Annotated in this window: 17 protein-coding genes; 14 read left to right on the top strand and 3 right to left on the bottom strand. The window is 68.5% G+C overall.

Annotation, left to right across the window (positions count from 1 at the left end):
* Positions 1 to 149 precede the first annotated feature (149 nt).
* The 3 genes from VB080_RS04520 to VB080_RS04510 all read left to right on the top strand — a co-directional run bounded on the left by VB080_RS04520 (position 150) and on the right by VB080_RS04510 (position 4,075).
* Positions 150 to 533: a hypothetical protein gene (locus VB080_RS04520; protein WP_323417237.1), complete on the top strand. Its 384-nt coding sequence runs from the start codon at positions 150 to 152 to the stop codon at positions 531 to 533.
* Positions 534 to 736: 203 nt separating this feature from the next.
* A complete protein-coding gene (nrdR, locus tag VB080_RS04515) occupies positions 737 to 1,195 on the top strand; it encodes a transcriptional regulator NrdR (protein ID WP_323417236.1) in 459 nt (152 codons plus the stop codon).
* A 39-nt stretch (positions 1,196 to 1,234) separates the two neighbouring features.
* Positions 1,235 to 4,075: a vitamin B12-dependent ribonucleotide reductase gene (locus VB080_RS04510; protein ID WP_323417235.1), complete on the top strand. Its 2,841-nt coding sequence runs from the start codon at positions 1,235 to 1,237 to the stop codon at positions 4,073 to 4,075.
* 253 nt (positions 4,076 to 4,328) lie between these two features.
* Here VB080_RS04510 and VB080_RS04505 read toward each other — a convergent pair whose 3' ends face one another.
* Positions 4,329 to 4,754: a DedA family protein gene (locus tag VB080_RS04505; RefSeq protein WP_323417234.1), complete on the bottom strand. Its 426-nt coding sequence runs from the start codon at positions 4,752 to 4,754 to the stop codon at positions 4,329 to 4,331.
* A gap of 245 nt (positions 4,755 to 4,999) precedes the next feature.
* Here VB080_RS04505 and VB080_RS04500 point away from each other — a divergent pair, with 245 nt between their 5' ends.
* From VB080_RS04500 to VB080_RS04475, 6 genes are all read left to right on the top strand, one after another.
* Positions 5,000 to 5,926 carry a T3SS (YopN, CesT) and YbjN peptide-binding chaperone 1 gene (locus VB080_RS04500; RefSeq protein WP_323417233.1) on the top strand — a complete coding sequence of 309 codons (927 nt, stop codon included), beginning with the start codon at positions 5,000 to 5,002 and terminating at the stop codon, positions 5,924 to 5,926.
* Positions 5,927 to 5,979: 53 nt separating this feature from the next.
* Positions 5,980 to 6,366 (top strand): pyridoxamine 5'-phosphate oxidase family protein, encoded by a 387-nt coding sequence (locus VB080_RS04495; RefSeq protein ID WP_323417232.1) that lies wholly within the window; start codon positions 5,980 to 5,982, stop codon positions 6,364 to 6,366.
* Positions 6,367 to 6,378: 12 nt separating this feature from the next.
* A complete protein-coding gene (locus tag VB080_RS04490) occupies positions 6,379 to 7,278 on the top strand; it encodes a universal stress protein (RefSeq protein WP_323417231.1) in 900 nt (299 codons plus the stop codon).
* Positions 7,279 to 7,351: 73 nt separating this feature from the next.
* A complete protein-coding gene (gene hrpA, locus VB080_RS04485; RefSeq protein WP_323417230.1) occupies positions 7,352 to 11,161 on the top strand; it encodes an ATP-dependent RNA helicase HrpA in 3,810 nt (1,269 codons plus the stop codon).
* 54 nt (positions 11,162 to 11,215) lie between these two features.
* Positions 11,216 to 12,112, top strand: coding sequence for a PAC2 family protein (locus VB080_RS04480; RefSeq protein ID WP_323417229.1), 897 nt, complete (start codon positions 11,216 to 11,218; stop codon positions 12,110 to 12,112).
* Positions 12,113 to 12,143: 31 nt separating this feature from the next.
* On the top strand, positions 12,144 to 13,025 hold the full coding sequence (locus tag VB080_RS04475; RefSeq protein WP_323417228.1) for an acyl-CoA thioesterase II: 882 nt from the start codon (positions 12,144 to 12,146) through the stop codon (positions 13,023 to 13,025).
* An 87-nt stretch (positions 13,026 to 13,112) separates the two neighbouring features.
* Here VB080_RS04475 and VB080_RS04470 read toward each other — a convergent pair whose 3' ends face one another.
* Both VB080_RS04470 and VB080_RS04465 read right to left on the bottom strand, forming a co-directional pair.
* Positions 13,113 to 14,060 (bottom strand): sigma-70 family RNA polymerase sigma factor, encoded by a 948-nt coding sequence (locus tag VB080_RS04470; RefSeq protein ID WP_323417276.1) that lies wholly within the window; start codon positions 14,058 to 14,060, stop codon positions 13,113 to 13,115.
* 160 nt (positions 14,061 to 14,220) lie between these two features.
* Entirely contained in the window at positions 14,221 to 16,380 is a 2,160-nt protein-coding gene (locus VB080_RS04465; RefSeq protein ID WP_323417227.1) for a S9 family peptidase, read from the bottom strand.
* Between the two features lie 130 nt (positions 16,381 to 16,510).
* On the opposite strand from VB080_RS04465, the gene VB080_RS04460 reads away from it, so the two are divergent.
* The 5 genes from VB080_RS04460 to VB080_RS04440 all read left to right on the top strand — a co-directional run bounded on the left by VB080_RS04460 (position 16,511) and on the right by VB080_RS04440 (position 21,543).
* The gene (locus VB080_RS04460) at positions 16,511 to 17,914 is read left to right on the top strand and encodes an RNA polymerase sigma factor (RefSeq protein ID WP_416339600.1); all 1,404 of its coding nucleotides are present in this window, start codon (positions 16,511 to 16,513) and stop codon (positions 17,912 to 17,914) included.
* A gap of 240 nt (positions 17,915 to 18,154) precedes the next feature.
* On the top strand, positions 18,155 to 18,928 hold the full coding sequence (locus tag VB080_RS04455; protein ID WP_416339599.1) for an amino acid ABC transporter ATP-binding protein: 774 nt from the start codon (positions 18,155 to 18,157) through the stop codon (positions 18,926 to 18,928).
* Positions 18,929 to 18,961: 33 nt separating this feature from the next.
* A complete protein-coding gene (locus VB080_RS04450) occupies positions 18,962 to 19,798 on the top strand; it encodes a glutamate ABC transporter substrate-binding protein (RefSeq protein WP_323417225.1) in 837 nt (278 codons plus the stop codon).
* Between the two features lie 60 nt (positions 19,799 to 19,858).
* Positions 19,859 to 20,536 (top strand): amino acid ABC transporter permease, encoded by a 678-nt coding sequence (locus VB080_RS04445; RefSeq protein WP_323417224.1) that lies wholly within the window; start codon positions 19,859 to 19,861, stop codon positions 20,534 to 20,536.
* Positions 20,533 to 21,543 carry an amino acid ABC transporter permease gene (locus tag VB080_RS04440; protein WP_323417223.1) on the top strand — a complete coding sequence of 337 codons (1,011 nt, stop codon included), beginning with the start codon at positions 20,533 to 20,535 and terminating at the stop codon, positions 21,541 to 21,543. Before VB080_RS04445 ends, VB080_RS04440 begins: the two co-directional genes overlap by 4 nt.
* Positions 21,544 to 21,558 lie beyond the last annotated feature (15 nt).

Below are 21,558 nucleotides of genomic sequence, written 5' to 3'. Positions count from 1 at the left end.
CTCCCGCCTCGGAGAAGTTTTGTCAGACCGAGGTGATGGACTCTGGTGGAGACACACCGAGAACATTTGTTCGAATACTCTTGCCAAGGTGAGCAACGGCCGGTAAGAATGTATCGAACAGGTGTTCGATCCACGAAGAGGAGTCCGACATGGCCGCCGTTCTGGTTGATTTCCCGCTGGCACAGGCCCCCGCGCCCGGCGCCCCGCGGCGCTGGGTCCACCTCGACGCTCCCCGGCAGGCTCGCACCCGGCTGGCTGCACCGGCGGTCCGTCCCACCGCGCCGGCTCGCCCGGGCGGGCGTCCGCAGGGGGTCGGTGCGCCGTCGGCGAACCCTGGTGGGGTGGCGTCGGTCTCGGGCGGAACCGCGCCGGGTCGGGTGCCCGCGACGGCCCCGCTGCAGCTGACCCGCCGCGGGCTGGCAGTGGTGATGGGCGGTTTCGCCGTGCTGATGCTGACCGCGCTGGTGGTGATGGTGACCACCTTCCTGGCGGTCCCGAATGAACCCGTCCTGGCGCAATTGCCACTGGGTTGATCGTCGCTGGGTTGATCGTCGCTGGCTGGTTGGCGCAGCTGTTCACCGATAGCTGAGCGGTTCGCGCCCGCTTCCTGTTGCGATGACGGCAGTTTCGTCCTAACCTCTATATCTAGTAGTTACACCAATGTCGTTCATCCACAGTTTGTGGTAGTTGTGCACACTGGTATCCACAGGATTCTCCACAGGCCCAGGGAGGCGCGATGTACTGCCCCTACTGCCGTCATACCGACAGCCGGGTGCTCGATTCCCGCGTGGCCGAGGACGGCAGCAGTATCCGTCGCCGTCGGCAGTGCCCGCAGTGCGAGCGCCGGTTCACCACCCTGGAGCAGATGCAATTGGTGGTGGTGAAGCGGTCTGGCGTGGTCGAGCCGTTCTCCCGGGAGAAGGTCGTCCACGGGGTGGCCAAGGCCTGCAAGGGCCGCCCGGTCACCGAGGACGATCTCGCCCGGCTCGGCCAGCAGGTGGAAGAAGCGTTGCGGGCCAGCGGCCAGGCCGAGATCCCGGCCAACGAGGTGGGCCTGGCGGTGCTCGGCCCGCTCCAGCAACTGGATCCGGTCGCGTACCTGAGGTTCGCATCGGTCTACAAACACTACGACTCGGTCGAGGATTTCGAGGCCGAGATCGAGCAACTCCGCGCGGCGGCGCTCGCCACCCGCTGACAACCCCATCCGATCCTGCTAGTTCGAGGACACCCAACCATGACCGACACCGTGAAGGCGACCCGCCGCGACCACCGTGAGGCAACCGGGATCACCATCCCGCGGGTCTTCAGTACCGCTGGCGTCCACCCCTATGACGAGGTCGTGTGGGAGCACCGCGATGTCGTCCAGACGAACTGGAAGACCGGTGAGACGGTGTTCGAGCAGCACGGGGTGGAGTTCCCCGGGTTCTGGAGTGTGAACGCCTCGACCATCGTCACCACCAAGTACTTCCGCGGCGCCCTCGGCACCCCGGCCAGGGAGACCAGCCTGCGGACGCTGATCGACCGGGTGGTCCGCACGTACCGTTCCGCCGGTGAGGAGAACGGCTACTTCGCTGCCAGGGCGGACGCCGAGGTCTTCTCCGATGAGCTCACCTGGCTGCTGCTGCACCAGTACTTCAGCTTCAACTCCCCGGTCTGGTTCAACGTCGGCACGGCCAGCCCGCAGCAGGTCAGCGCCTGTTTCATCCTCAGCGTCGATGACTCGATGGAGTCGATCCTGAACTGGTACAAGGAAGAGGGCTTCATCTTCAAGGGCGGCTCCGGTGCTGGCCTGAACCTCTCCCGGATCCGCTCGTCGAAGGAATTGCTCTCCTCCGGCGGTACCGCCTCCGGCCCGGTCTCCTTCATGCGGGGGGCGGATGCCAGTGCGGGAACGATCAAGTCCGGCGGCGCCACCCGGCGCGCGGCGAAGATGGTGGTGCTGGATGTCGACCACCCCGACATCGAGGAGTTCGTCGAGACCAAGGCTCGCGAGGAGGAGAAGATCCGCGCGCTGCGCGATGCGGGCTTCGACATGGACCTCGGCGGGCGCGACATCGTCAGCGTCCAGTACCAGAACGCCAACAACTCCGTCCGGGTGAACGACGAGTTCATGCAGGCGGTCGTCGACGGCACCGGCTTCGGGCTGCGCGCCCGGATGACCGGTGAGGTGATCGAGGAGATCGACGCGCGCACCCTGTTCAACAAGATCGCGAAGGCCGCCTGGGAGTGCGCCGATCCGGGCATCCAGTACGACGACACGATCAACGCCTGGCACACCAACCCCGAGACCGGACGGATCACCGCCTCCAATCCGTGCTCGGAGTACATGAGCCTGGACAACTCCTCCTGCAACCTGGCCAGCCTGAACCTGATGAAGTTCCTGCGCCCGGACGACAGCTTCGACAGCGAGCGGTTCGCCAGGGCGGTGGAACTGGTGATCACGGCGATGGACATCTCGATCTGCTTCGCCGACTTCCCGACCGAGGCGATCACCCAGACCACGCGCGACTACCGTCAGCTGGGCATCGGCTACGCCAACCTTGGCGCCCTGCTGATGGCAGTCGGCCGCGGCTACGACACCGAATCCGGCCGCGCGCTGGCGGCGGCCATCACCTCGCTGATGACCGCCGTCGCCTATCGTCGGTCGGCCGAATTGGCCGGTGTGGTGGGCACCTACGCCGGGTACTCGCGCAACGCGACCGCCCACCAGCGGGTGATGCGCAAGCATCAGGCCGCCAACGACGACCTGCGTGACGTCGACAGCCTCGACAGCACGATCCGCGACGCGGCCACCGCACAGTGGGAGCAGGTGGTGACACTGGGGGCGAAGAACGGCTTCCGCAACGCCCAGGCCTCGCTGCTGGCGCCGACCGGCACGATCGGCTTCATGATGGACTGCGACACCACCGGTATCGAGCCGGACTTCTCCCTGGTGAAGTTCAAGAAGCTGGTCGGCGGCGGCAGCATGCAGATCGTCAACCAGACCATCCCGCGGGCGCTGGCTGGGCTCGGCTACACCGAGGAGACCACCGAGGCGATCGTGGAGTACATCGCCGAACACGGCCATGTGGTGAACGCGCCGGGTCTGAAGCCCGAGCACTACGAGATCTTCGACACCGCCATGGGGCAGCGCGCCATTCGGCCGATGGGGCACGTGCGGATGATGGCAGCTGTGCAGCCGTTCCTGTCCGGGGCGATCTCGAAGACTGTGAACCTGCCGGAGTCGGCCACGGTGGAGGACATCGCCGACGTCTACCTGGAGGGTTGGCGGCTCGGACTCAAGGCCCTGGCCGTCTACCGGGACAACTGCAAGGTCGGCCAGCCGCTGAGCGACGCCAAGAAGTCCGATGAAAAGGCTGCCACGGCCGAGCCCGAGGTGCGGATCGAGTACAAGCCACGCCGTAAGCGGCTGCCGAAGTCGCGGGTCAGCCGCACCACCTCGTTCTCGGTGGCCGGCGCCGAGGGTTACATGACCTCCGGCCAGTACGAGGACGGCTCGCTGGGCGAGGTCTTCCTGAAGCTCGGCAAGCAGGGCTCGACGCTGGCAGGTGTGATGGATGCCTTCTCGATCGCGGTCTCGATCGGCCTGCAGTACGGGGTGCCGCTGGGTACATTCGCGCAGAAGTTCACCAACCTGAAGTTCGAGCCCGCCGGCATGACCGACGACCCGGACGTCCGGATGGCGCAGTCGATCATGGACTACATCTTCCGTCGGCTGGCACTCGACTACCTGTCCTTCGACGAGCGTGCCGAACTCGGCATTCACACTGCTGCCGAGCGGGCCCGTTATGTCGAGACCGGCTCCTACCTCTCCGATGAGGACGAGGCCGGGATGATCGAGTCGGAGGCGTTGAAGAACGACGCCGCCGACGACCTTCACCTCGAGGGTGCCGGGCCGGTGCAGCCGGCCCTGGTGGAGGCCACCAGTGACGTCACCAGCACGGCCGATGTCCTGGCCAAGCTGACCGGGCTGAAGGTGGACGCACCGTTGTGCCTCACCTGCGGCACCAAGATGCGGCCCAGTGGCTCCTGCTACGTCTGCGAGGGCTGCGGCTCGACCAGCGGCTGCAGCTGACAGGCAGCGGCCAGCCGCCCACTCGGTGAGCCTCCTGCCACACAGCGGGCAGGAGGAATACCGTGAAGACGTACGCCGCAGCATCGCGCCGGACTCTTTGTCCATCGGGACTCTTGGTCCCACGGGGAAGGCGATGCTGCGGCGTACCCCTGTTCTGGGGCGCTGTGTGTTCCAGGACACTGTGTGTTCCAGGACACTGTGTGTTCGAAGGTTCGATGTGTTCGAAGGCGCGGTGTCCGGCGCGGTTGGGAGTTCAGTCGGCGCTGGGGCGCTGGTGGCGCCACAGCGCGAAGCCGACCAGTCCCGCGACGATGGCCGCCCCGACGCCGATCGCGAGCCCGGGGGAGACGTCCCAGAGCCGGCCGAGGAGATTCACCCCCACGGTGCCCAGCGTCGAGTACAGCAGCGCCCAGGCGAGTCCGCCCACTGCCAACGCCGGAAGGTACCGGGTCAGCGGCATCAAGGTGGCCCCTGCGGTGAAGTTGGCGACGGTCTGGAAGCCAATGGTCAGGAAGGACAGCGCCACCACAGGCGCGCCGTAGGCGTTGATCCGGCGCGCGGCGGTCTGGTAGGCGGCGCCGTCCAGCAGCCGGGCGATCCGGGTGTGCCGGACGCCGGCGGCCGCCAGCCGTCCGAGCCAATAGGTGCCGCCGGCACGGCAGAAGACGATCACGAACATGGCTGCGACGATGATCGGGAATGCGACATCCCACTGTCTCGGATCCACAACGCCCTTTCCGGTGGTCGGCGTGAGCCAGCAGTGTACGTGTCCTTGCGCAGCAGGAGAACCGCCGACCGGTTCTTCGGCAACCGTCGCTGCGGTGCCGCCGGCCGGTGCACCGGCCGGTCTCATCGGTTTGTGCCCGGGTTGATCCCGGTGGCGACCCGGTGGTTAAGGTGGAGGTAACAGCTGGGAGGAGTGCAGTGTCCGCACCGATGAACGACTTCGACCTCGACCGGAGCATCGATGAAGCCTGGGAGGACTTCTCCGGTCGGCTTGCCGAGGTGGTCTCCGTGATGGATCCTGGCGGCACCCTCACCCTGGGTTCCCTCGGTGCACCGGGCCGCGGCCCGGCTCCCTACGTCCGGTTCCGTTGTCTGCCGGACCGACGGATCCTCACCACCGCCGCCGGCAATGCCGAACTCGGCGAGACCTACCAGCTCGGCCCGCACCGGTTGCAGCAGCTGGCCGACCTGGGCTGGGAACCGCCCTCGGTGGACGGCGAGCACGCCGGTCCTGACCACTGGTTCGTGGCCGATCAGGAGGATTCCGAGTCGATCGCCGCCCGGGCGATCGAGGCCCTGCGCACGGTGTTCGCCGTGCAGCATCCCGCCTTTCTGGCACCCGACCACCTCGCCGAGGTCCTGGCCCCGCCGACACCCACCGAACTGCCGGGCGCGGAGTACCCGGCCGACGAACTGATCGCGGTCACGCCCACCTCGGTCGACCACCTGCGCACCCTGGTCGCCAGCGAGCTCAGCCGGACGCTGGGCTACCAGCCGCTGTGCGACACCGACGGTGACTACGCGATCCGGGTGGGCAGCGCGATGGTCTTCGTGCGCTGTACCGGGGACGCCCGTGAGGTGATCGTGTTCTCCCCGCTGGTACACGAGATCGAGGGCCGCAGCCGCGCGATGGAGATCCTCAGTGACCTGAACACCCAGGCCCGCTACGTCCGCTTCCTGCTGATCCGCGACCGGGTCTATGCCAGCCTGTCGGTGCTGGCCTATCCGTTCGTCGCCGCACACCTGCACCAGGCGCTGCGAACCATGACAGTGGTCGCCGACGAGATCGACGAGGAACTCGCCCGCCGGCTGCGTGGCAGAACCTCGTTCAGCGCCGATTCCTGAGGTTGCGCCGTGCCGGCCCGCCACAGACCCGGCCGATTCGCTACGGTGGATGAGTGGAAACCACAGGTCACAACACGCCGCTCTCGCCGGACGAATGCCGACAGCTGCTGCGCAGCCAGACAGTCGGACGGATCGGCTGGTCCTCACGGGTAGGACAGGTGATCCTGCCGGTCTCCTACGTGCTGCGGGACGACCAGATCGTCTTCCGCACCGCTGTCGGCTCGGTGCTCTCCGACCTCGTCACGCCACAGCAGGTGTGCTTCGAGATCGACGACCTCGACGCCGAGACGCTGACCGGGTGGAGCGTCACGGTCCAGGCCGAGACGGCCCCCGCCCGCGAGCCGGAGCACAGTCCACTGCCCTGGGCCCCGGGCGAGCGTCCGGTGTTCGTCCAGCTGACGCCGTCCGCCTTCTCCGGTCGTGTGATAGCCGCCAGCTGAGAGGCACAGACCATGCTGCGTTCCTATGACGGCCCGACCCGGGTGCTGGCCGGCTACGACGACTCTCCCGACGCGCAACGGGCACTGGCCTACGCGGTCGCGGTCGCGAAGGCCAGGGACGCCGAGCTGGTGTTGCTCAACGCGGTGGACGACACCGTGCTGAACAGCGCCTGGGGCGTGGTCTTCGACGCCGAGACGATCAAGACGGCGGCGACCGAGCTGCTGCTCACCGGCGTGGACGAGGCGGTCGCCCGCGGGCTGCCGCGCGACCGGATCCGTACCGCCGTCGAGCTCGGCAACCCGGCAGCCGCCCTGGCCCGGCACAGCGAGGAAGCCTCGCTGATCGTGGTCGGGCGCCGCTCGGAGTCCGAGGGGGAGCGGGCCTACGTCGGCTCCACGGCGGTCGGTGTGGTCGGCACCTCGGCCTGTCCGGTCGTGGTGGTGAGCGCCACCGAGCGACTGCACACCCGTCCGACCGGACTGATGGGGGTCGGTGTCAACACCGCCGCCCGCGGCCGGGTGGCCCTGGAATGGACCCTGCGCCAGGGCGAACGACTTGGTGGCGAAGTAGCGGTGATCAGCGTGGCCAAGGCAGCGGTGAGCCGACTGTTCCGCGGCAGCGCCGATTCGCCTCAGACCCGGGCGGAGATCGTCGAGGTCACCCGGGAGCGGATCACCGACATGATCCAGCCGATCGCCGCCGAACACCCCGACGTCCCGGTCGAACTGGAAGTGCACTACGGCGTGCCGCTGGACATCCTGGTGGCCCGTAGCGCGCAACTCGACCTGTTGGTGCTCGAGGTGCAGGCGGCTTTCCCGACCTACGCCGTCGGTGGCCTGACCAGGGGATTGCTGACCCACGCCCACTGCCCGGTGGTCACCTTGCGGGGGCGCGACAGCCACGACTCCTGACCGGTACAGCGCTGCTCGCGGGCACCGTGCTGCGGGATGCGTAGGGCTGCGGGACGCGTAGGCTGGTCGCGCCATGGCTGACCAGCGACCCCGGACCACCCCTGACGGTGGCCAGACCTCCCCGGCCCGGCGCTACACCTACGACCCCGCGCTGCCGATCTCGGCAGCGGTGCCTCAGATCGCGCGGCTGCTGGCCGAACACCAGGTGATCGTCGTTGCCGGAGCGACCGGGTCGGGCAAGACCACCCAGTTGCCGAAGATCTGCCTGCAGGCGGGCCGCCGGCGGATCGGCCACACCCAGCCCCGTCGGATCGCGGCGCGCAGCGTCGCGGAGCGGATCGCCTCCGAACTGGGCGAACCGCTGGGCGAGACCGTCGGCTACCAGGTCAGGTTCTCCTCGAAGACCTCCCGGCAGACCCAGCTCAAGGTGATGACCGACGGCATCATGCTGGCCGAGATCAGCCACGACCGCGAGTTGCGCCGCTACGACACGATCATCATCGACGAGGCCCACGAGCGCAGCCTCACCATCGACTTCCTGCTCGGCTACCTCAAGCAGTTGCTGCCCCGGCGTCCCGATCTGCGGGTGATCGTCACCTCCGCGACGATCGACACCGCCCGGTTCGCCGCCCACTTCGGCAACGCGCCCGTGGTGGAGGTGGAGGGCAGAACCTATCCGGTCGAGCTGCGCTACCGTCCGGTGCTCGACGGCGCCGAACGCGACACCGACCTGATCGACGCGATCTGCGGTGCGGTCCGCGAACTCGACGCCGAACGCCAGCAGGGCGACATCCTGGTCTTCTGCTCCGGCGAGCGCGAGATCCGCGACGCCGCCGACGCCATCGAGGCGCTGAATCTGCGGTTCACCGAGGTGATGCCGCTCTACGCCCGGCTGTCGGCGGCCGAACAGCACCGGGTGTTCACCCCGCACACCGGGCGCCGGATCGTGCTGGCGACCAATGTCGCCGAGACCAGCCTCACCGTGCCGGGCATCAGGTATGTGATCGACCCCGGCAATGCCCGGATCTCGCGCTATTCGGCCAGGACGAAGGTGCAGCGGCTGCCGATCGAGCCGATCTCCCAGGCCTCGGCCAACCAGCGGGCGGGACGCTGCGGCCGGCTCGGCCCGGGGATCTGCATCCGGTTGTACTCCGAGGAGGACTACGCCGGGCGTCCGGAGTTCACCGAGCCGGAGATCCTGCGAACCAACCTGGCTTCGGTGATCCTGCAGATGGCCGACGCCCGACTGGGTGAGATCACCTCCTTCCCGTTCCTGGAGCCACCGGACGCCAGCCAGGTGCGCGACGGCATCCGGCTGCTGCGCGAACTCGGGGCGCTGGCCGAGCGACAGGGTCACCCTGGCGAGGATCGGGTGCGGCTGACCGCGGTGGGACGCAAGCTGGCCCGGCTGCCGGTCGATCCCCGGTTGGGCCGGATGCTGGTGGAGGCCGAGCGCCAGGGATGCCTGCGGGAAATGCTGGCGATCGCCGCAGGGCTGGCGATCCAGGACGTCCGGGAGCGCCCCGCCGACGCCCAGCAACAGGCCGACGCGGCTCATCGGCGATTCTTCGCGCCACTGCCGTCCGGCGACGGCGACACCATCCAGGCAACCCCGGACGGCTCGGACATCGCCGCCCTGCTGCGGCTGTGGCAGTACCTGCGCGATCAGCGCCGCACACTGTCGGGCAACGCCTTCCGCAGACTGTGCCGTCAGGAGTACCTGAACTTCCTCCGGGTCCGGGAATGGCAGGACCTGCACACCCAGCTGAGGCAGGCCTGCGATGAGCTCGGTCTGCACCGCAACAACGAGCCCGCCGGGCTCGACCGGGTCCACGTTGCGGTGCTGGCCGGTCTGCTGTCCCACGTCGGCCTGCTCGACGTGACCGCGCAGCCGCCCACCCAGCAGCGGACCAGGCGCCGCACCGGCCCGCCGGAGTATCTCGGGGCGCGCGGCTCACGGTTCGCCATCAACCCCGGCTCCAGCGCCGCCCGGACGAAGGCGCCACTGGTGATGGCTGTGGAACTGGTCGAGACCACCCGGCTGTGGGCGCGCACGGTGGCCCCGATCGAGGCCGGCTGGGTCGAGGAAGTCGGCGCCCACCTGCTGAAGCACTCCTACTCCGAGCCCCGCTGGTCGGCGCGCGGCGGACAGTGCGTGGCCACCGAGAAGGTCACCCTGCTCGGCATCCCGATCATCGCCGGACGCACAGTCTCCTATGGTTCGATCGATCCGGTGGTGGCCCGCGAGGTGTTCATCGCGTCCGCGCTGGTCGAGGGGGACTGGCGTACCCGGCACCACTTCTGGGCGCGCAACCAGGCCGTCCGCGCCGAGGCGGCCGGGGTGGCCGAGCGCACCCGCCGGCTCGACCTGCTGGCCGACGACCAGGCGATCGCCGCCTTCTACGACGCCCGGATCCCGGCAGGGATCGTGTCGGTGGCGCACTTCGACCGCTGGTGGCGCGACGCCCGTCGCAGCGACGAGCACCTGCTGGACCTGAGCCTGGACGACCTGCTCACCGAGCCGGCCGACACCACCGGCTTCCCCAGCCAGTGGCAGGTGGAGGGCCACGCCCTCGACGTCGACTACACCTTCGACCCGGGCTCCGGCCGGGACGGGGTCACCGTGACGGTGCCCCTTGCGCTGCTGAACCAGCTCGGCCCCGAGCCGTTCACCTGGCAGGTGCCCGGCCTGCGCGGGGAGGTCGCCACCGCCTTGCTCCGAGGTCTGCCCAAGCAGTGGCGCACACAGCTCGTCCCCGCCCCCGACACCGCTCGTCGGGCGCTGGACTGGCTGGGTCCCTGTCCGGACACCGCTGAGCCGTTCTGGCTGGCCCTCGGCCGGGCGATCCGGGCGCTGACGGGCGTTGCGGTGCCGGCCGACGCCTGGCAGCCCGAGGCGTTGGACGACCATCTCAGGGTGCGCTTCGAGGTCGCCCGGCAGGGCCAGCAGCCGGTGAGCGGACGCGACCTGCCGTCCCTGGCCACCCAGCTGGGCGGCCAGGTGAGCGCCACCCTCAACCGTGTGGCCGGACACCTGGTCCACCCGGGCGCGACCAGCTGGGAGTTCGGCGCTCTGCCAGCCAGGCTCGACGCGCCCGTGGTCGGTTTCCCGGCACTGGTCGACAAGGTGGACCGGGTGGGCGTCCAGGTCTTCTCCGACCAGGCCTCGGCCGTCCGTTCGCACCGGGCGGGCCTGCGGCGGCTGATCGCGCTGACCACCGTCGATCCGACGAACTGGGTGGTCGCCCGGTTGTCGAACCGGGTCAAGCTGGCCCTGGCGACCTCGCCCTATCCGTCGGTGCCTGCCCTGCTGGTCGATGCCCGGTTGAAGGCGATCGGTGACGGGATGGACGCCGCCGGCTGGGCAGGCGTCCGCGACCACGAAGCGTTCAGCCGGCTGAGTGACACCGTCCGGGTATCCGTGGCGGCCGCGATGCAGCGAACCGTCGACCAGGCCGGCGAGATCCTGATCTGGTACGGCGACCTGATCCAGCGCCTGGCCGGGCTGCCCGAGCCACTGCGAACCGATGTCACCGAGCAGGTGGCGGGGCTGGTCTATCCCGGGTTCATCGCCGCGACGCCGGCACGGCACTGGCCGCGGCTGGCGGTCTACCTGCAGGCAGCGCTGCGCCGGATCGAGACCCGGGGGAGCAATCCGGCTCGTGAGGCCGAAGCGACAGCCACCATGACCGCTCTGGAGGACGACTACGGCCGATTGTGCAGCAGCTTCCCGCCGGGCCCGCTGCCGGAGCCGGTGGACGAGATCGGGTGGTTGCTCGAGGAACTGCGGGTGAGCCTGTTCGCCCAGTCACTGGGCACCACCGCGCCGGTCTCGGCCAAGCGGGTGCGGGCGGCGATGGCCGCGCTACCGGCAGGCTCCTGATCCGCTGGGCGCGCAATTCCCGGTTGCGCAAGCCCCACCGGGTAGTGTGGCAATGTGCTCGATCCGCGGTTGTTGTACACCCTTGACCAGGAGGTCGCCGACTCCCTGGCCGGTGAGGAACCTGTCCTGGTACATCTGCTCGACGGTTACATCGATGCTGGTTCGGTGGTTCACGGCCTGAGCCGCTACCTGCTTGAGCAGTGCGAGCACGATGTGCTGGCCGAGTTCGACCACGACCAATTGCACGACTACCGGTCGCGGCGGCCGCAGATGGTCTTCGACACCAACCACTGGGCCTCGCTCACCGACTACTCGCTGGTGGTCTACCGGCTGCTGGACGCCAACGACAAACCCTTCCTGCTGTTCACCGGGCCCGAGCCGGACACCCAGTGGAACCGAACCAGCGCGGCGGTGCTGCAATTGGCTGAGGACTTCGGCGTCACCAACCTGCTGACCGCCTCGGGCGTGCCGATGGCGGTGCCGCACACCCGTCCCACGCTGGTCACCTCCCATGCCACCGATCCGAACCTGGCCACGGGCAATCCGATGTGGATCGACCGGGTGCAACTGCCCGGCAGTTTCTCGCACATGCTCGAGTTCCGTGCGGGCGAGGCCGGGCTGGTCGGACGGGGTTTCGTCGCCCACGTGCCGCACTACCTGGCGCAGACCAGTTTCCCGCAGGCGATCGTCGCAGTCCTGGAGCGGATCACCGAGGCCGCCGGGCTTGCCATCTCGAACGACGACCTGGATGAGCGCGCGGCAGCCAACCTGGCCACCATCGCCAGCGAGACCGCCGACGACGCCGACTTTCCCGCGGTCGTGGCGGCGCTGGAGGAGCAGTACGACCAGGTGCAGGCGACCGACGCCGCCCACGTTCCCACCGCGGACGAGATCGGCGCAGCGGTGGAGAAGTTCCTCGCCGAACAGGATCCGCCGGACTACCGGCGCTGACCCCGGCAACGAGCCGTGACAGGAGTGGCCTGTGCCGTCCAGCGTCGACCAGCTGATCGGTCTGCTCGACCTTGAGCAGACCGGCGAACGGGAGTACATCGGAGCAGCCGACGCAAGTTCGCAACGCCAACGGGTGTTCGGCGGCCAGGTGCTCGCCCAGGCTCTGATGGCCGCCTACCACACCGTCCCGCCCGAACGGATCGCCCACTCCCTGTCGGCCTACTACCTGCGCGGCGGCCTGGCCGGGGTGCCGATCAGCTACCGGGTGGAGGGCACCCGGGACGGCCGTAACTTCTCCACCCGGCGGGTGGTGGCCGGCCAATCGGGTCGCACGATCTTCTCGATGGAGTGCTCCTTCCACCTGCTCGAGGCAGGCCTCAACCATGCCGACGCCGCCCCCGCCGGGGTACCGCTGCCGCAGGACTGTCCGCCGCTGTCAGAGGTATTGGGCGCGCGGTCCCGGCGCAGCGTCGAGGCGTGGCAGCGGGAGTGGGGAGTGCTGGAGACCCGGTTCGCTTCCGACACCAGCGGCTTGCCCGGGATCAACGGCGAGGGACATGACGCTGCGATGAAGGTGTGGGTGCGGGCGGAGAGCGCGCTGCCCGGCGACCCGCGGGTCCACCAGGCGGTGCTGGCCTACCTCAGCGACCTGACCCTGCTGGCGGTGAGCACGGTGCCGCACCCGGTGGAGTTCGCCGGCCCTGGCATGGTGGCCGCGTCGATCAACCACGCGATGTGGTTCCATCGCCCGGCCCGGGCCGACGAGTGGCTGCTCTACGACCAGGTCTCGCCCTCGGCCTCAGCCGGCCTGGGATTCTCCTTCGGCAGGTTGTTCTCCGGCGGCCGGCTGGTCGCCTCCTGCGCGCAGGAAGGCCTGATCCGGATCACCGACCTCGACGCGCTCGCGAACTGAGCCCTCGGCGGGCAGAGAAAACACGAGGCGCCCCGCAGCAGTCCTGCGGGGCGCCTCGCGCCGCATGCCTCGCGTCTGTGGGATCGATCAGGCGGCAACCTCACTGAGGCGCAGCTTGTTGATCGCGTGCCGTTCGATCTGGCGCACCCGTTCGGCGGTGATGCCCCAGACCGCGGCGATGTCGGCGAGCTTGGCCTGGCGTCCGTCCAGCAGGCCGTAGCGGCGCCGGACGACGTCGGCGGAGCGCTCGTCGAGAGTGGAGAGCATGGCGTCCAGCCGCTTGCGGTCCTCGGCGTCCAGCACCATCTCGTCCGGGCCGGGGGACATCTCGCGGGCGAGCAGGTCGCCCAGAGCGGTGTCGCCGTCCTCCTCCAGTGGAGCGTCCAGGCTGACGTGGTCGCGAGCCAGCCGCAGCAGGTCGATGATCTGCTCCTCGGCGATCTCCAACTCGGCGGCGATCTCGCTCAGCTCCGGTTCGCGGCCGAGCCGGCGCTCCAGGGTGCGGCGCACCGCCGAGACCTGGTTGACCTGTTCGGCGACGTGCACCGGCAGCCGGACGATCCGGCCTTGCTGGGCGATCCCGCGGGAGATCGACTGGCGCACCCACCAGGTGGCGTAGGTGGAGAACTTGAAGCCCTTGGTGAAGTCGAACTTCTCGACGGCACGGATCAGCCCGGTGTTACCCTCCTGCACCAGGTCGAGCAGCGGCATCTGGGCGCGGCCGTACTTGCGGGCCACCGAAACCACCAGCCGAAGGTTCGCGGTGATGAAGCGCTGCATCGCCTCGTCGCCGATCCGGGCGAGCTCTTCGAGTTCGTCGCGGGTGGCGTCGACGTGACGCAGTGCCTGCTCCTCGTGGCTGAGACGGTCGTCCAGGATCGCGCGGGCGTACTGCCCGGCCTCGATCCGGCGGGCAAGTTCGACCTCTTCGGCCGCGGTCAGCAGCGGGGTCTTGGCGATCCCGTCCAGGTAGAGACCGACAGCATCCTTACCGTCGATGCCGTCGTTGAGTCGGACACGATGTGCTGTGGAGATCAAGGCTTTTCCTTTCGCTCGACACCAGTACAACGAGTTGTCACGGCATTTTGTGCCCGTGAGGCCCCCTCGGTGACCCTGAGACCACCCCGACCGGGCAATCCAAGACCGTGGTCTGATGCCTGCCCCTCCTCAAGGGCGATGCCTGCTCAGCTGGCACTCAGGTTCGGCTGGGCGCCGTCTCAGCAACGTCGCCGGACGGGGGTGTATTCCAGATCAGCCAGGCCAGTTCGAAGGCCGTGTCGCGCCAGCCGGCGTAGCGTCCGGAGGCGCCGCCGTGCCCGGCGACCAACTCTGTCCGCAGCGCCAGGTTGGCCGTTGCCCCGGTGTCGTACCGCAGCCTCGCCACCCATTTGGCTGGCTCGGTGACCTCGACCCGGGTGTCGTTCAGGCTGGTGGTGACCAGGATTGCCGGGTAGCGCACCGGACGGAGGTTCTCGTATGGGGTGTAGCCCTTCATCCGGTGGTAGGCGGCCGCGTCGTGGACAGGGTCGCCCCACTCCTCCCACTCCACCACGGTGAGTGGCAACTCGGGATCGAGGATGGTGTTCAGCGCGTCGACGAAGGGGACCGCCGCGTGGGCGGCAGCGAAGACCTCCGGGGCGAGGTTGAGCGCGGCGCCGAGCAGCAGGCCGCCGGCGCTGCCGCCTTCGGCGGCCAGCCGGTCGGGGCAGGTGTAGCCGGCCGACACTAGGTGGCGAGCGCAGGCGACGAAGTCGGTGAAGCTGTGTTCCTTGGCCTCCAGCCGGCCGTCGTAGTACCAGGCCCGGCCCAGCTCACCACCGCCGCGGACGTGGGCGATCGCGTACACGTAGCCCCGGTCGAGCAGGCTCAGCCGGGCAATCGAGAAGGTGGGGGCGATGCTGATCTCGTAGGCGCCGTAGCCGTAGAGGACACAGCCGGCCGAACCGTCCAGCGGGGTGTCGGCTCGGTGGATCAGGGAGATCGGGATCCGGGTGCCGTCCGCGGCGGTCGCCCACTCCCGGCGCTGCACGTAGTCCTCGGGACGGTACGGGCCGAGCACCGGATGGTCGAGGACGGGACGCTGCTTGAGCACCCGCCGCTCACCGGTGTCCAGCCGGTACTCCAGAACCTGCTCGGGGGTCACCATCGACTGGTAGGAGAGCCGGATCCGGTCGGTGTCGGCGTCCTCGGAACCGTCGGCGTCGACATGGAACAGCGGCTCGCCGAAGTCGATCTCGTGGCCGGGACCCGGATCTCCGGAATCAGTGAGTGGGTGCACCACTACGCGGGCCAGGCCGTCGCGGCGCAGGCTCACCACCAGGGCCTGGTCATAGGCCGATACCCCCAGCAACCGGATACCGGGCTTGCCGGGCCACAGCGGCTGCCAGTCGGCAGCGGAACTGGCGTCCAGCGGCGCCTGGGCGAGGGCGAAGTCGTCGGCCTGGTCGTTGTGGACGATGTACAGCCGGTCGCTGGCCACCTCCACGTCGTACTCGATTCCGGGACGGCGGCGGGTCACCACCCGCGGCCCTCCGGTACGGTCGCCGGCGGCCAGCAGCAGGGTCTCGCTGGAGGTCTTGCTGCCGGCTGAGATCAGGACCCAGCGGCGGTCACGGGATTCCCCCACGCCGAGCCAGAACCGTTCGTCGGGCTCGTGGAACACCACCGTGTCGCCGTCCTCGCCGAGCAGGTGGCGGTGGACGGTGTCAGGACGCCAGGCGGCGTCCATGGTGAGATAGCAGAAGGTGTCGTCGCCCGCCCAGCAGCCGCCGGCGGCGATCTCGGGCAGGACGTCGGGCAGCGGTTGCGAGGTGCGCAGGTCGAGGAAGTGGCAGCTGTAGCGCTCGTCGCCGGTGGTGTCGACCGCGTAGGCCAGCAGATTGCCGTCGGGGGAGACCTCGAAGGCGCCGAGGGCGAAGAAGTCCTGGCCGGCGGCGAGCAGGTTGGCGTCCAGCAGGAGTTCCTCGCCCGCAATGCTGCCGGGCTGGGCGTTCGGGTCGGGCAACTGGTCGCGGTCGGTGGCCGGGACGCGGTGAAAGCTGGCGTAGTCCAGGCCTTTCTCGGTACGCGCGTAGTACCAGTAACAGCGGCCGTCGCTGTGTCGGACGAAGTCGGGCACCGACAGGTCGGTCTGCTGGGTCCGGGCGTCGATGTCGTCGTAGATTGCCCGTGCCAGGTCTGCCTGGTCGGCGGTGACCGCGTCGGTGTAGGCGTTCTCCGCCTCCAGGTAGGCGATCAGTTCGGGGTCGGACTTGTCGCGCATCCAGGCGTAGGGGTCGTCCACCACATCGCCGTGCACCTCACGGCGTGACGGACGGCGTGGTGCCGCGGGAGGCTGGACTGACCCGGTGTGCATGACATGAAAGAGTATCGCGGCGATTTGCGGCCCGGACTTGGGGACTGCGCGGCTGCGTGGCAGACTGGACGCAGGCATTGACAACTCCCGGTTGTTGTGCGCCCTGAATCAGTATTTGGAGAGGTTGCCCGTGTCCGCACGTTCCAGCGCCGCCGCAAGATCAACCACCGAAGAGGACATCACCACACCGGTCCCGCGGCAGCGGAACGGGAAGGCGGCGCCCGCCGCAAAGGGTGCGGCCAGGCCAGGCCGCGCGACCAGGACCGCCACGCCCGGTGGCAAGGCGGCCCTGAAGGGGAGAGCCCCGGCTGAGGACGATGCCACCGACGACGAACTCTCCGGTGAGCCCGAACTCGACCGCGACGACGAACTGGACGCGGCCGAGGACATCACCGTGGAGGAGGTGCTCAACCCGGGCAATGTCGCGGTGAAGTTCGAACGTGAGGGGGATGACGTGGTCCTGACAGTCGGGGGCAAGAAGCGCAGCCTTGATGACGTGGACGACGCCGAGTTCGAGCCGGCGACCGAGGCCAAGACCGAACAGGAACTGGCCGAGGACGAGGGCTTCAGCCTCTCCGACGCCGATGACGCCGACGAGCCCGAGCAGCAGGTGCTGGCCGCCGGTGCCACCGCGGACCCGGTCAAGGACTACCTCAAGCAGATCGGCAAGGTCGCCCTGCTGAACGCCGAGCAGGAAGTGACCCTGGCCAAGCGGATCGAGGCCGGCCTGTTTGCCGAGGAGACCCTCAACGAGAACCCGGGCATCGACTCCGACCAGGTGGTCGACCTGGAGTGGATCACCGAGGACGGCCGCCGTGCCAAGAACCACCTGCTGGAGGCCAACCTCCGCCTGGTGGTGTCGCTGGCCAAGCGCTACACCGGCCGCGGCATGCTCTTCCTCGACCTGATCCAGGAGGGCAACCTCGGCCTGATCCGCGCGGTGGAGAAGTTTGACTACACCAAGGGTTACAAGTTCTCCACCTACGCCACCTGGTGGATCAAACAGGCGATCACCCGCGCCATGGCCGACCAGGCCCGTACCATCCGGATCCCGGTGCACATGGTCGAGGTGATCAACAAGCTCGCCCGCGTGCAGCGCCAGATGCTGCAGGATCTGGGCCGCGAACCCACCCCGGAGGAACTGGCCAAGGAACTCGACATGACCCCGGAGAAGGTCGTCGAGGTGCAGAAGTACGGCCGCGAGCCGATCTCCCTGCACACCCCGCTGGGGGAGGACGGCGATTCGGAGTTCGGCGACCTGATCGAGGATTCCGAGGCTGTCGTCCCGGCCGAGGCGGTCAACTTCACTTTGCTGCAGGAGCAATTGCACGACGTCCTGGACACCCTCTCGGAGCGCGAGGCCGGGGTGGTGTCGATGCGGTTCGGCTTGACCGACGGCCAGCCCAAGACCCTGGACGAGATCGGCAAGGTCTACGGGGTCACCCGGGAGCGGATCCGCCAGATCGAGTCCAAGACGATGAGCAAACTGCGCCACCCGTCCCGCTCGCAGGTGCTGCGCGACTATCTGGACTGAACCTGACAACGAAGCCCGCCGTGCGTCCGCAAGGAACATCGGCGGGCTTCGGCGCCCCTGAACAACCGGGCGACACGCCGGAAAAACCGGCCGGGTCGTCCCGGTCTGCGCGGCAGGGCCATCGTCCGTTGTCATGCCGGGAAACGACGGGGCTACCCCGCGGCAATTCCCCACTTGCTGTGATGTGGTCGTAACCTCGCGGTCATAGTGCGGGGCAGCCGATCCGGCTATCGTCACTCCATGGCAGTCGAAGAAGCCGTACCCGCGCAACCACTGGGTGGCCCGCTGGTCGTCCTGGAAGGTGTCAACAAGCACTTCGGTGACCTGCATGTCCTGCGCGACATCAACCTGACCGTCCGCAAGGGCGAGGTGGTTGTGGTGCTCGGACCGTCCGGCTCGGGCAAGTCGACGCTGTGCCGGGCGATCAACCGGCTGGAGACCATCGGGTCGGGCACGATCACCATCGACGGGGTGCCACTGCCCGAGGAGGGCAAGGCGCTGGCCGAACTGCGGGCCGATGTCGGCATGGTCTTCCAGTCGTTCAACCTGTTCGCCCACAAGACGATTCTGGAGAACGTCACGCTCGGACCGGTCAAGGTGCGTCGCAAGAGTGCGGCTGACGCCCGCGCCGAGGCGATGGAACTGCTGACCCGGGTCGGGGTGGACAACCAGGCCGACAAGTACCCGGCCCAGCTCTCCGGCGGCCAGCAGCAACGGGTGGCGATCGCCCGGGCGCTGGCGATGCAGCCGAAGGTGATCCTGTTCGACGAGCCGACCTCGGCGCTCGACCCCGAGATGGTCAACGAGGTGCTGGACGTGATGATCAGCCTGGCCCGCCAAGGGATGACCATGATCGTGGTCACCCACGAGATGGGCTTCGCCCGCAAGGCCGCCGACCGGGTGGTGTTCATGTCCGACGGGCAGATCGTCGAGGAGAACACCCCCGACGAATTCTTCACCAACCCGCGCAGCGCCCGTGCCCAGGACTTCCTCAGCAAGATTCTCAGCCACTGACAGCCGACCAGACCGCACAACGAGGAGAAAACCATGAAGTACGCCAAGGCAGCCCTGGCTGCCGCAGCCGCACTGACGATGGCCGCATCGCTGACCGCGTGTGCCGGGAGCAGTTCCGCCGGAGGCCCGCCCGGGCAGGGTGGCAAGGTCGTCATCGGGATCAAGTTCGACCAGCCCGGCCTGGGCCTGAAGGAGGGCGACTCCTACACCGGGTTCGACGTCGAGGTTGCCAAGTACGTGGCCAAGGCGCTGGGCTACACCGAGGTGGAGTTCAAGGAGTCGCCCTCGGCCCAGCGCGAGACCCTGCTGGAGTCCGACCAGGTCAAGATGATCTTCGCCACCTACTCGATCACTGACGCCCGCAAGGAGCGGGTCTCCTTCGCCGGCCCCTACTTCGTCGCCGGCCAGGACCTGCTGGTGTCCTCGTCGAACACCGACATCACCGGTCCGGAGACGATGGGCGGCAAGAAGCTCTGCTCGGTGGTGGGCTCGACCTCGGCCAAGAAGGTGCAGGACGACTACATCCAGACCGTCCAGCTGCAGGAGCTCGACACCTACTCCAAGTGTGTGGAGGCCCTGGCCGCCGGCACGATCGACGCGGTGACCACCGACAACGTGATCCTGGCCGGCTTCGCCGCCCAGCCGCAGTACGCCGGCAAGCTCAAGGTGGTGGGCGCGCCGTTCACCACCGAGCGCTACGGCGTCGGCATCAAGAAGGGCGATACCCAGCTCTGTGAGGCGATCAACACCGCGCTGGCCTCGATGGTCGCCGACGGCTCCTGGCAGAAGGCGCTCGACGCCACGGTCGGCCCGTCCGGGTTCGTCCCTGACGCGACGACCAACCCGCCGACCACCGATCCCTGCAGCTGAGTTCGACCGACCGGTTCGCCGACCTCCACAGGGGCCGGCGAACCGGGCCGAAGGAGTGCCATGGAAGGCCTGGGGGCGCTGCTGACCCAGTACGACGTACTGGGCGCGTTCTTCATGACGATCAAACTGACCCTCGGCGGTGCGCTGGGCGCACTGCTGATCGGGACGGTGGTGGCGATCTGCCGGGTGTCCCCGGTGGCCGTGCTGCAGAAGGTGGGCGCCTGGTATGTCACCATCTTCCGCAACACTCCGCTGACCCTGATCATCGCGCTGTGCCTGCTGGGCCTGAACAATGTGCTGGCCATCCAGCTGGCGCCGGACAGCATCGTCGAGAACGGCTTCCGCTGGGCGGTGGTCGGGTTGTCGATCTACCACGCCTCCTTCGTCGCCGAGGCGATCCGGTCCGGGGTCAACACCATCCCCGCCGGACAGGCGGAGGCCGCCCGCTCGATCGGGCTGTCCTTCGGCCCGGCATTGCGTCATGTGATCCTGCCGCAGGCCTTCCGCGGCGCGATCGCGCCGCTGGGGAACACCCTGATCGCGCTCACCAAGAACACCACGGTGGCGGCCACCATCGGCGTCGGTGAGGCCGCCTACATGATGCGCAACATGATCGAGTTCTCGCCCAACCACCTCTACGCGGTGTTCTTCCTGATGGCCGTCGGGTTCGTCATCCTCACCCTGCCGATGGGCGTGCTGTTCACCTGGCTCTCCAACCGGTTGGGGGTGGCCCGATGAGCGCCGAGACCTCCGTCCTGTTCGACGTCCCCGGCCCGAAGGCACGGGCGCGCTATCGCGTTGTCGCGGTTGTCGGGGGCGTGGTGCTGCTGGCGATCCTGGCCTTCATCGTCTACCGGATGCTCGATCTGCCGGAGCCGACCACCCGGCCGCGCAACAACCAGTTCACCGCCGAGAAGTGGATGCCCTTCCTCACCTCGTCGGCCTGGGTCAACTACCTGCTGCCGGGTCTGCTGGGAACACTGCTGGCGGCCGTGGTGTCAGTGGTGTTGTCGCTGCTGTTTGGGGTGCTGCTCGGGATCGGACGGCTGGTGCGGCTGCGCTGGGTGCGGTGGGTGTGTGGCGTCTTCGTCGAGTTCTTCCGCTCCGTCCCGGTGCTGATGATGATGATCTTCGCCTACTACGCCGGGGTGTACGCGCTGCGGATCACCGGCTCGATCTCGCCCTTCTTCGGGGTCGTGGTCGGCCTGACGCTGTACAACTCCTGCGTGATTGCCGAGCTGGTGCGCTCCGGGGTGAACGCCCTGCCGAAGGGCCAGAAGGAGGCCGGGCTGGCAATCGGGCTGACCCCGATGGTGACGCTGACCACGATCCTGCTGCCGCAGGCGCTCACAGCGATGGCACCGTCCATGCTCAGCCAGCTGGTGGTGATCCTGAAGGACTCCGCGCTGGGCTACATGATCAACTACCTCGAGCTGATGCGCGCTGGCACGAACCTGGCGTCGGTCTTCGGCAACCTGATCCCGACCATGATCGTGCTGGCCGTGATGTACATCATCATCAACTCGCTGCTCACCAGAGCCGCCACCGCGGTCCGCGGCCGGCTCCGCCGCGCGCCGCAGGTGCAGACCGTCACGGTCACCGCTGGCATGGTGCCCGAGATCGCCTCCGAGCCACGGGTGCCCCGCACCCTGATGCCGTTGCCCGAGCCGGACGAGCCGCCGACCCTGCTGCACCACCACGAACCGCACCACGACAAGGAGCGGCCCGAACCCCGGGAGCCGTGATCGCCAGGCTTGCCG

The organism is Propionicimonas sp. (assembly GCF_034927565.1).
Lineage (GTDB): Bacteria > Actinomycetota > Actinomycetes > Propionibacteriales > Propionibacteriaceae > Propionicimonas.
This window is presented reverse-complemented; position numbering and strand designations above follow the sequence as displayed.

What these genes read in the sequence shown, in the direction of transcription:
- VB080_RS04520 (WP_323417237.1), top strand. Translation starts at nt 150, where the DNA reads ATGGCCGCCGTTCTGGTTGATTTCCCGCTGGCACAGGCCCCCGCGCCC.
- nrdR (WP_323417236.1), top strand. Translation starts at nt 737, where the DNA reads ATGTACTGCCCCTACTGCCGTCATACCGACAGCCGGGTGCTCGATTCC.
- hrpA (WP_323417230.1), top strand. Translation starts at nt 7,352, where the DNA reads ATGGCTGACCAGCGACCCCGGACCACCCCTGACGGTGGCCAGACCTCC.
- VB080_RS04465 (WP_323417227.1), bottom strand. Translation starts at nt 16,380, where the DNA reads ATGCACACCGGGTCAGTCCAGCCTCCCGCGGCACCACGCCGTCCGTCA.
- VB080_RS04440 (WP_323417223.1), top strand. Translation starts at nt 20,533, where the DNA reads ATGAGCGCCGAGACCTCCGTCCTGTTCGACGTCCCCGGCCCGAAGGCA.
- VB080_RS04490 (WP_323417231.1), top strand. Translation starts at nt 6,379, where the DNA reads ATGCTGCGTTCCTATGACGGCCCGACCCGGGTGCTGGCCGGCTACGAC.
- VB080_RS04445 (WP_323417224.1), top strand. Translation starts at nt 19,859, where the DNA reads ATGGAAGGCCTGGGGGCGCTGCTGACCCAGTACGACGTACTGGGCGCG.
- VB080_RS04450 (WP_323417225.1), top strand. Translation starts at nt 18,962, where the DNA reads ATGAAGTACGCCAAGGCAGCCCTGGCTGCCGCAGCCGCACTGACGATG.
- VB080_RS04505 (WP_323417234.1), bottom strand. Translation starts at nt 4,754, where the DNA reads ATGTTCGTGATCGTCTTCTGCCGTGCCGGCGGCACCTATTGGCTCGGA.
- VB080_RS04455 (WP_416339599.1), top strand. Translation starts at nt 18,155, where the DNA reads ATGGCAGTCGAAGAAGCCGTACCCGCGCAACCACTGGGTGGCCCGCTG.
- VB080_RS04510 (WP_323417235.1), top strand. Translation starts at nt 1,235, where the DNA reads ATGACCGACACCGTGAAGGCGACCCGCCGCGACCACCGTGAGGCAACC.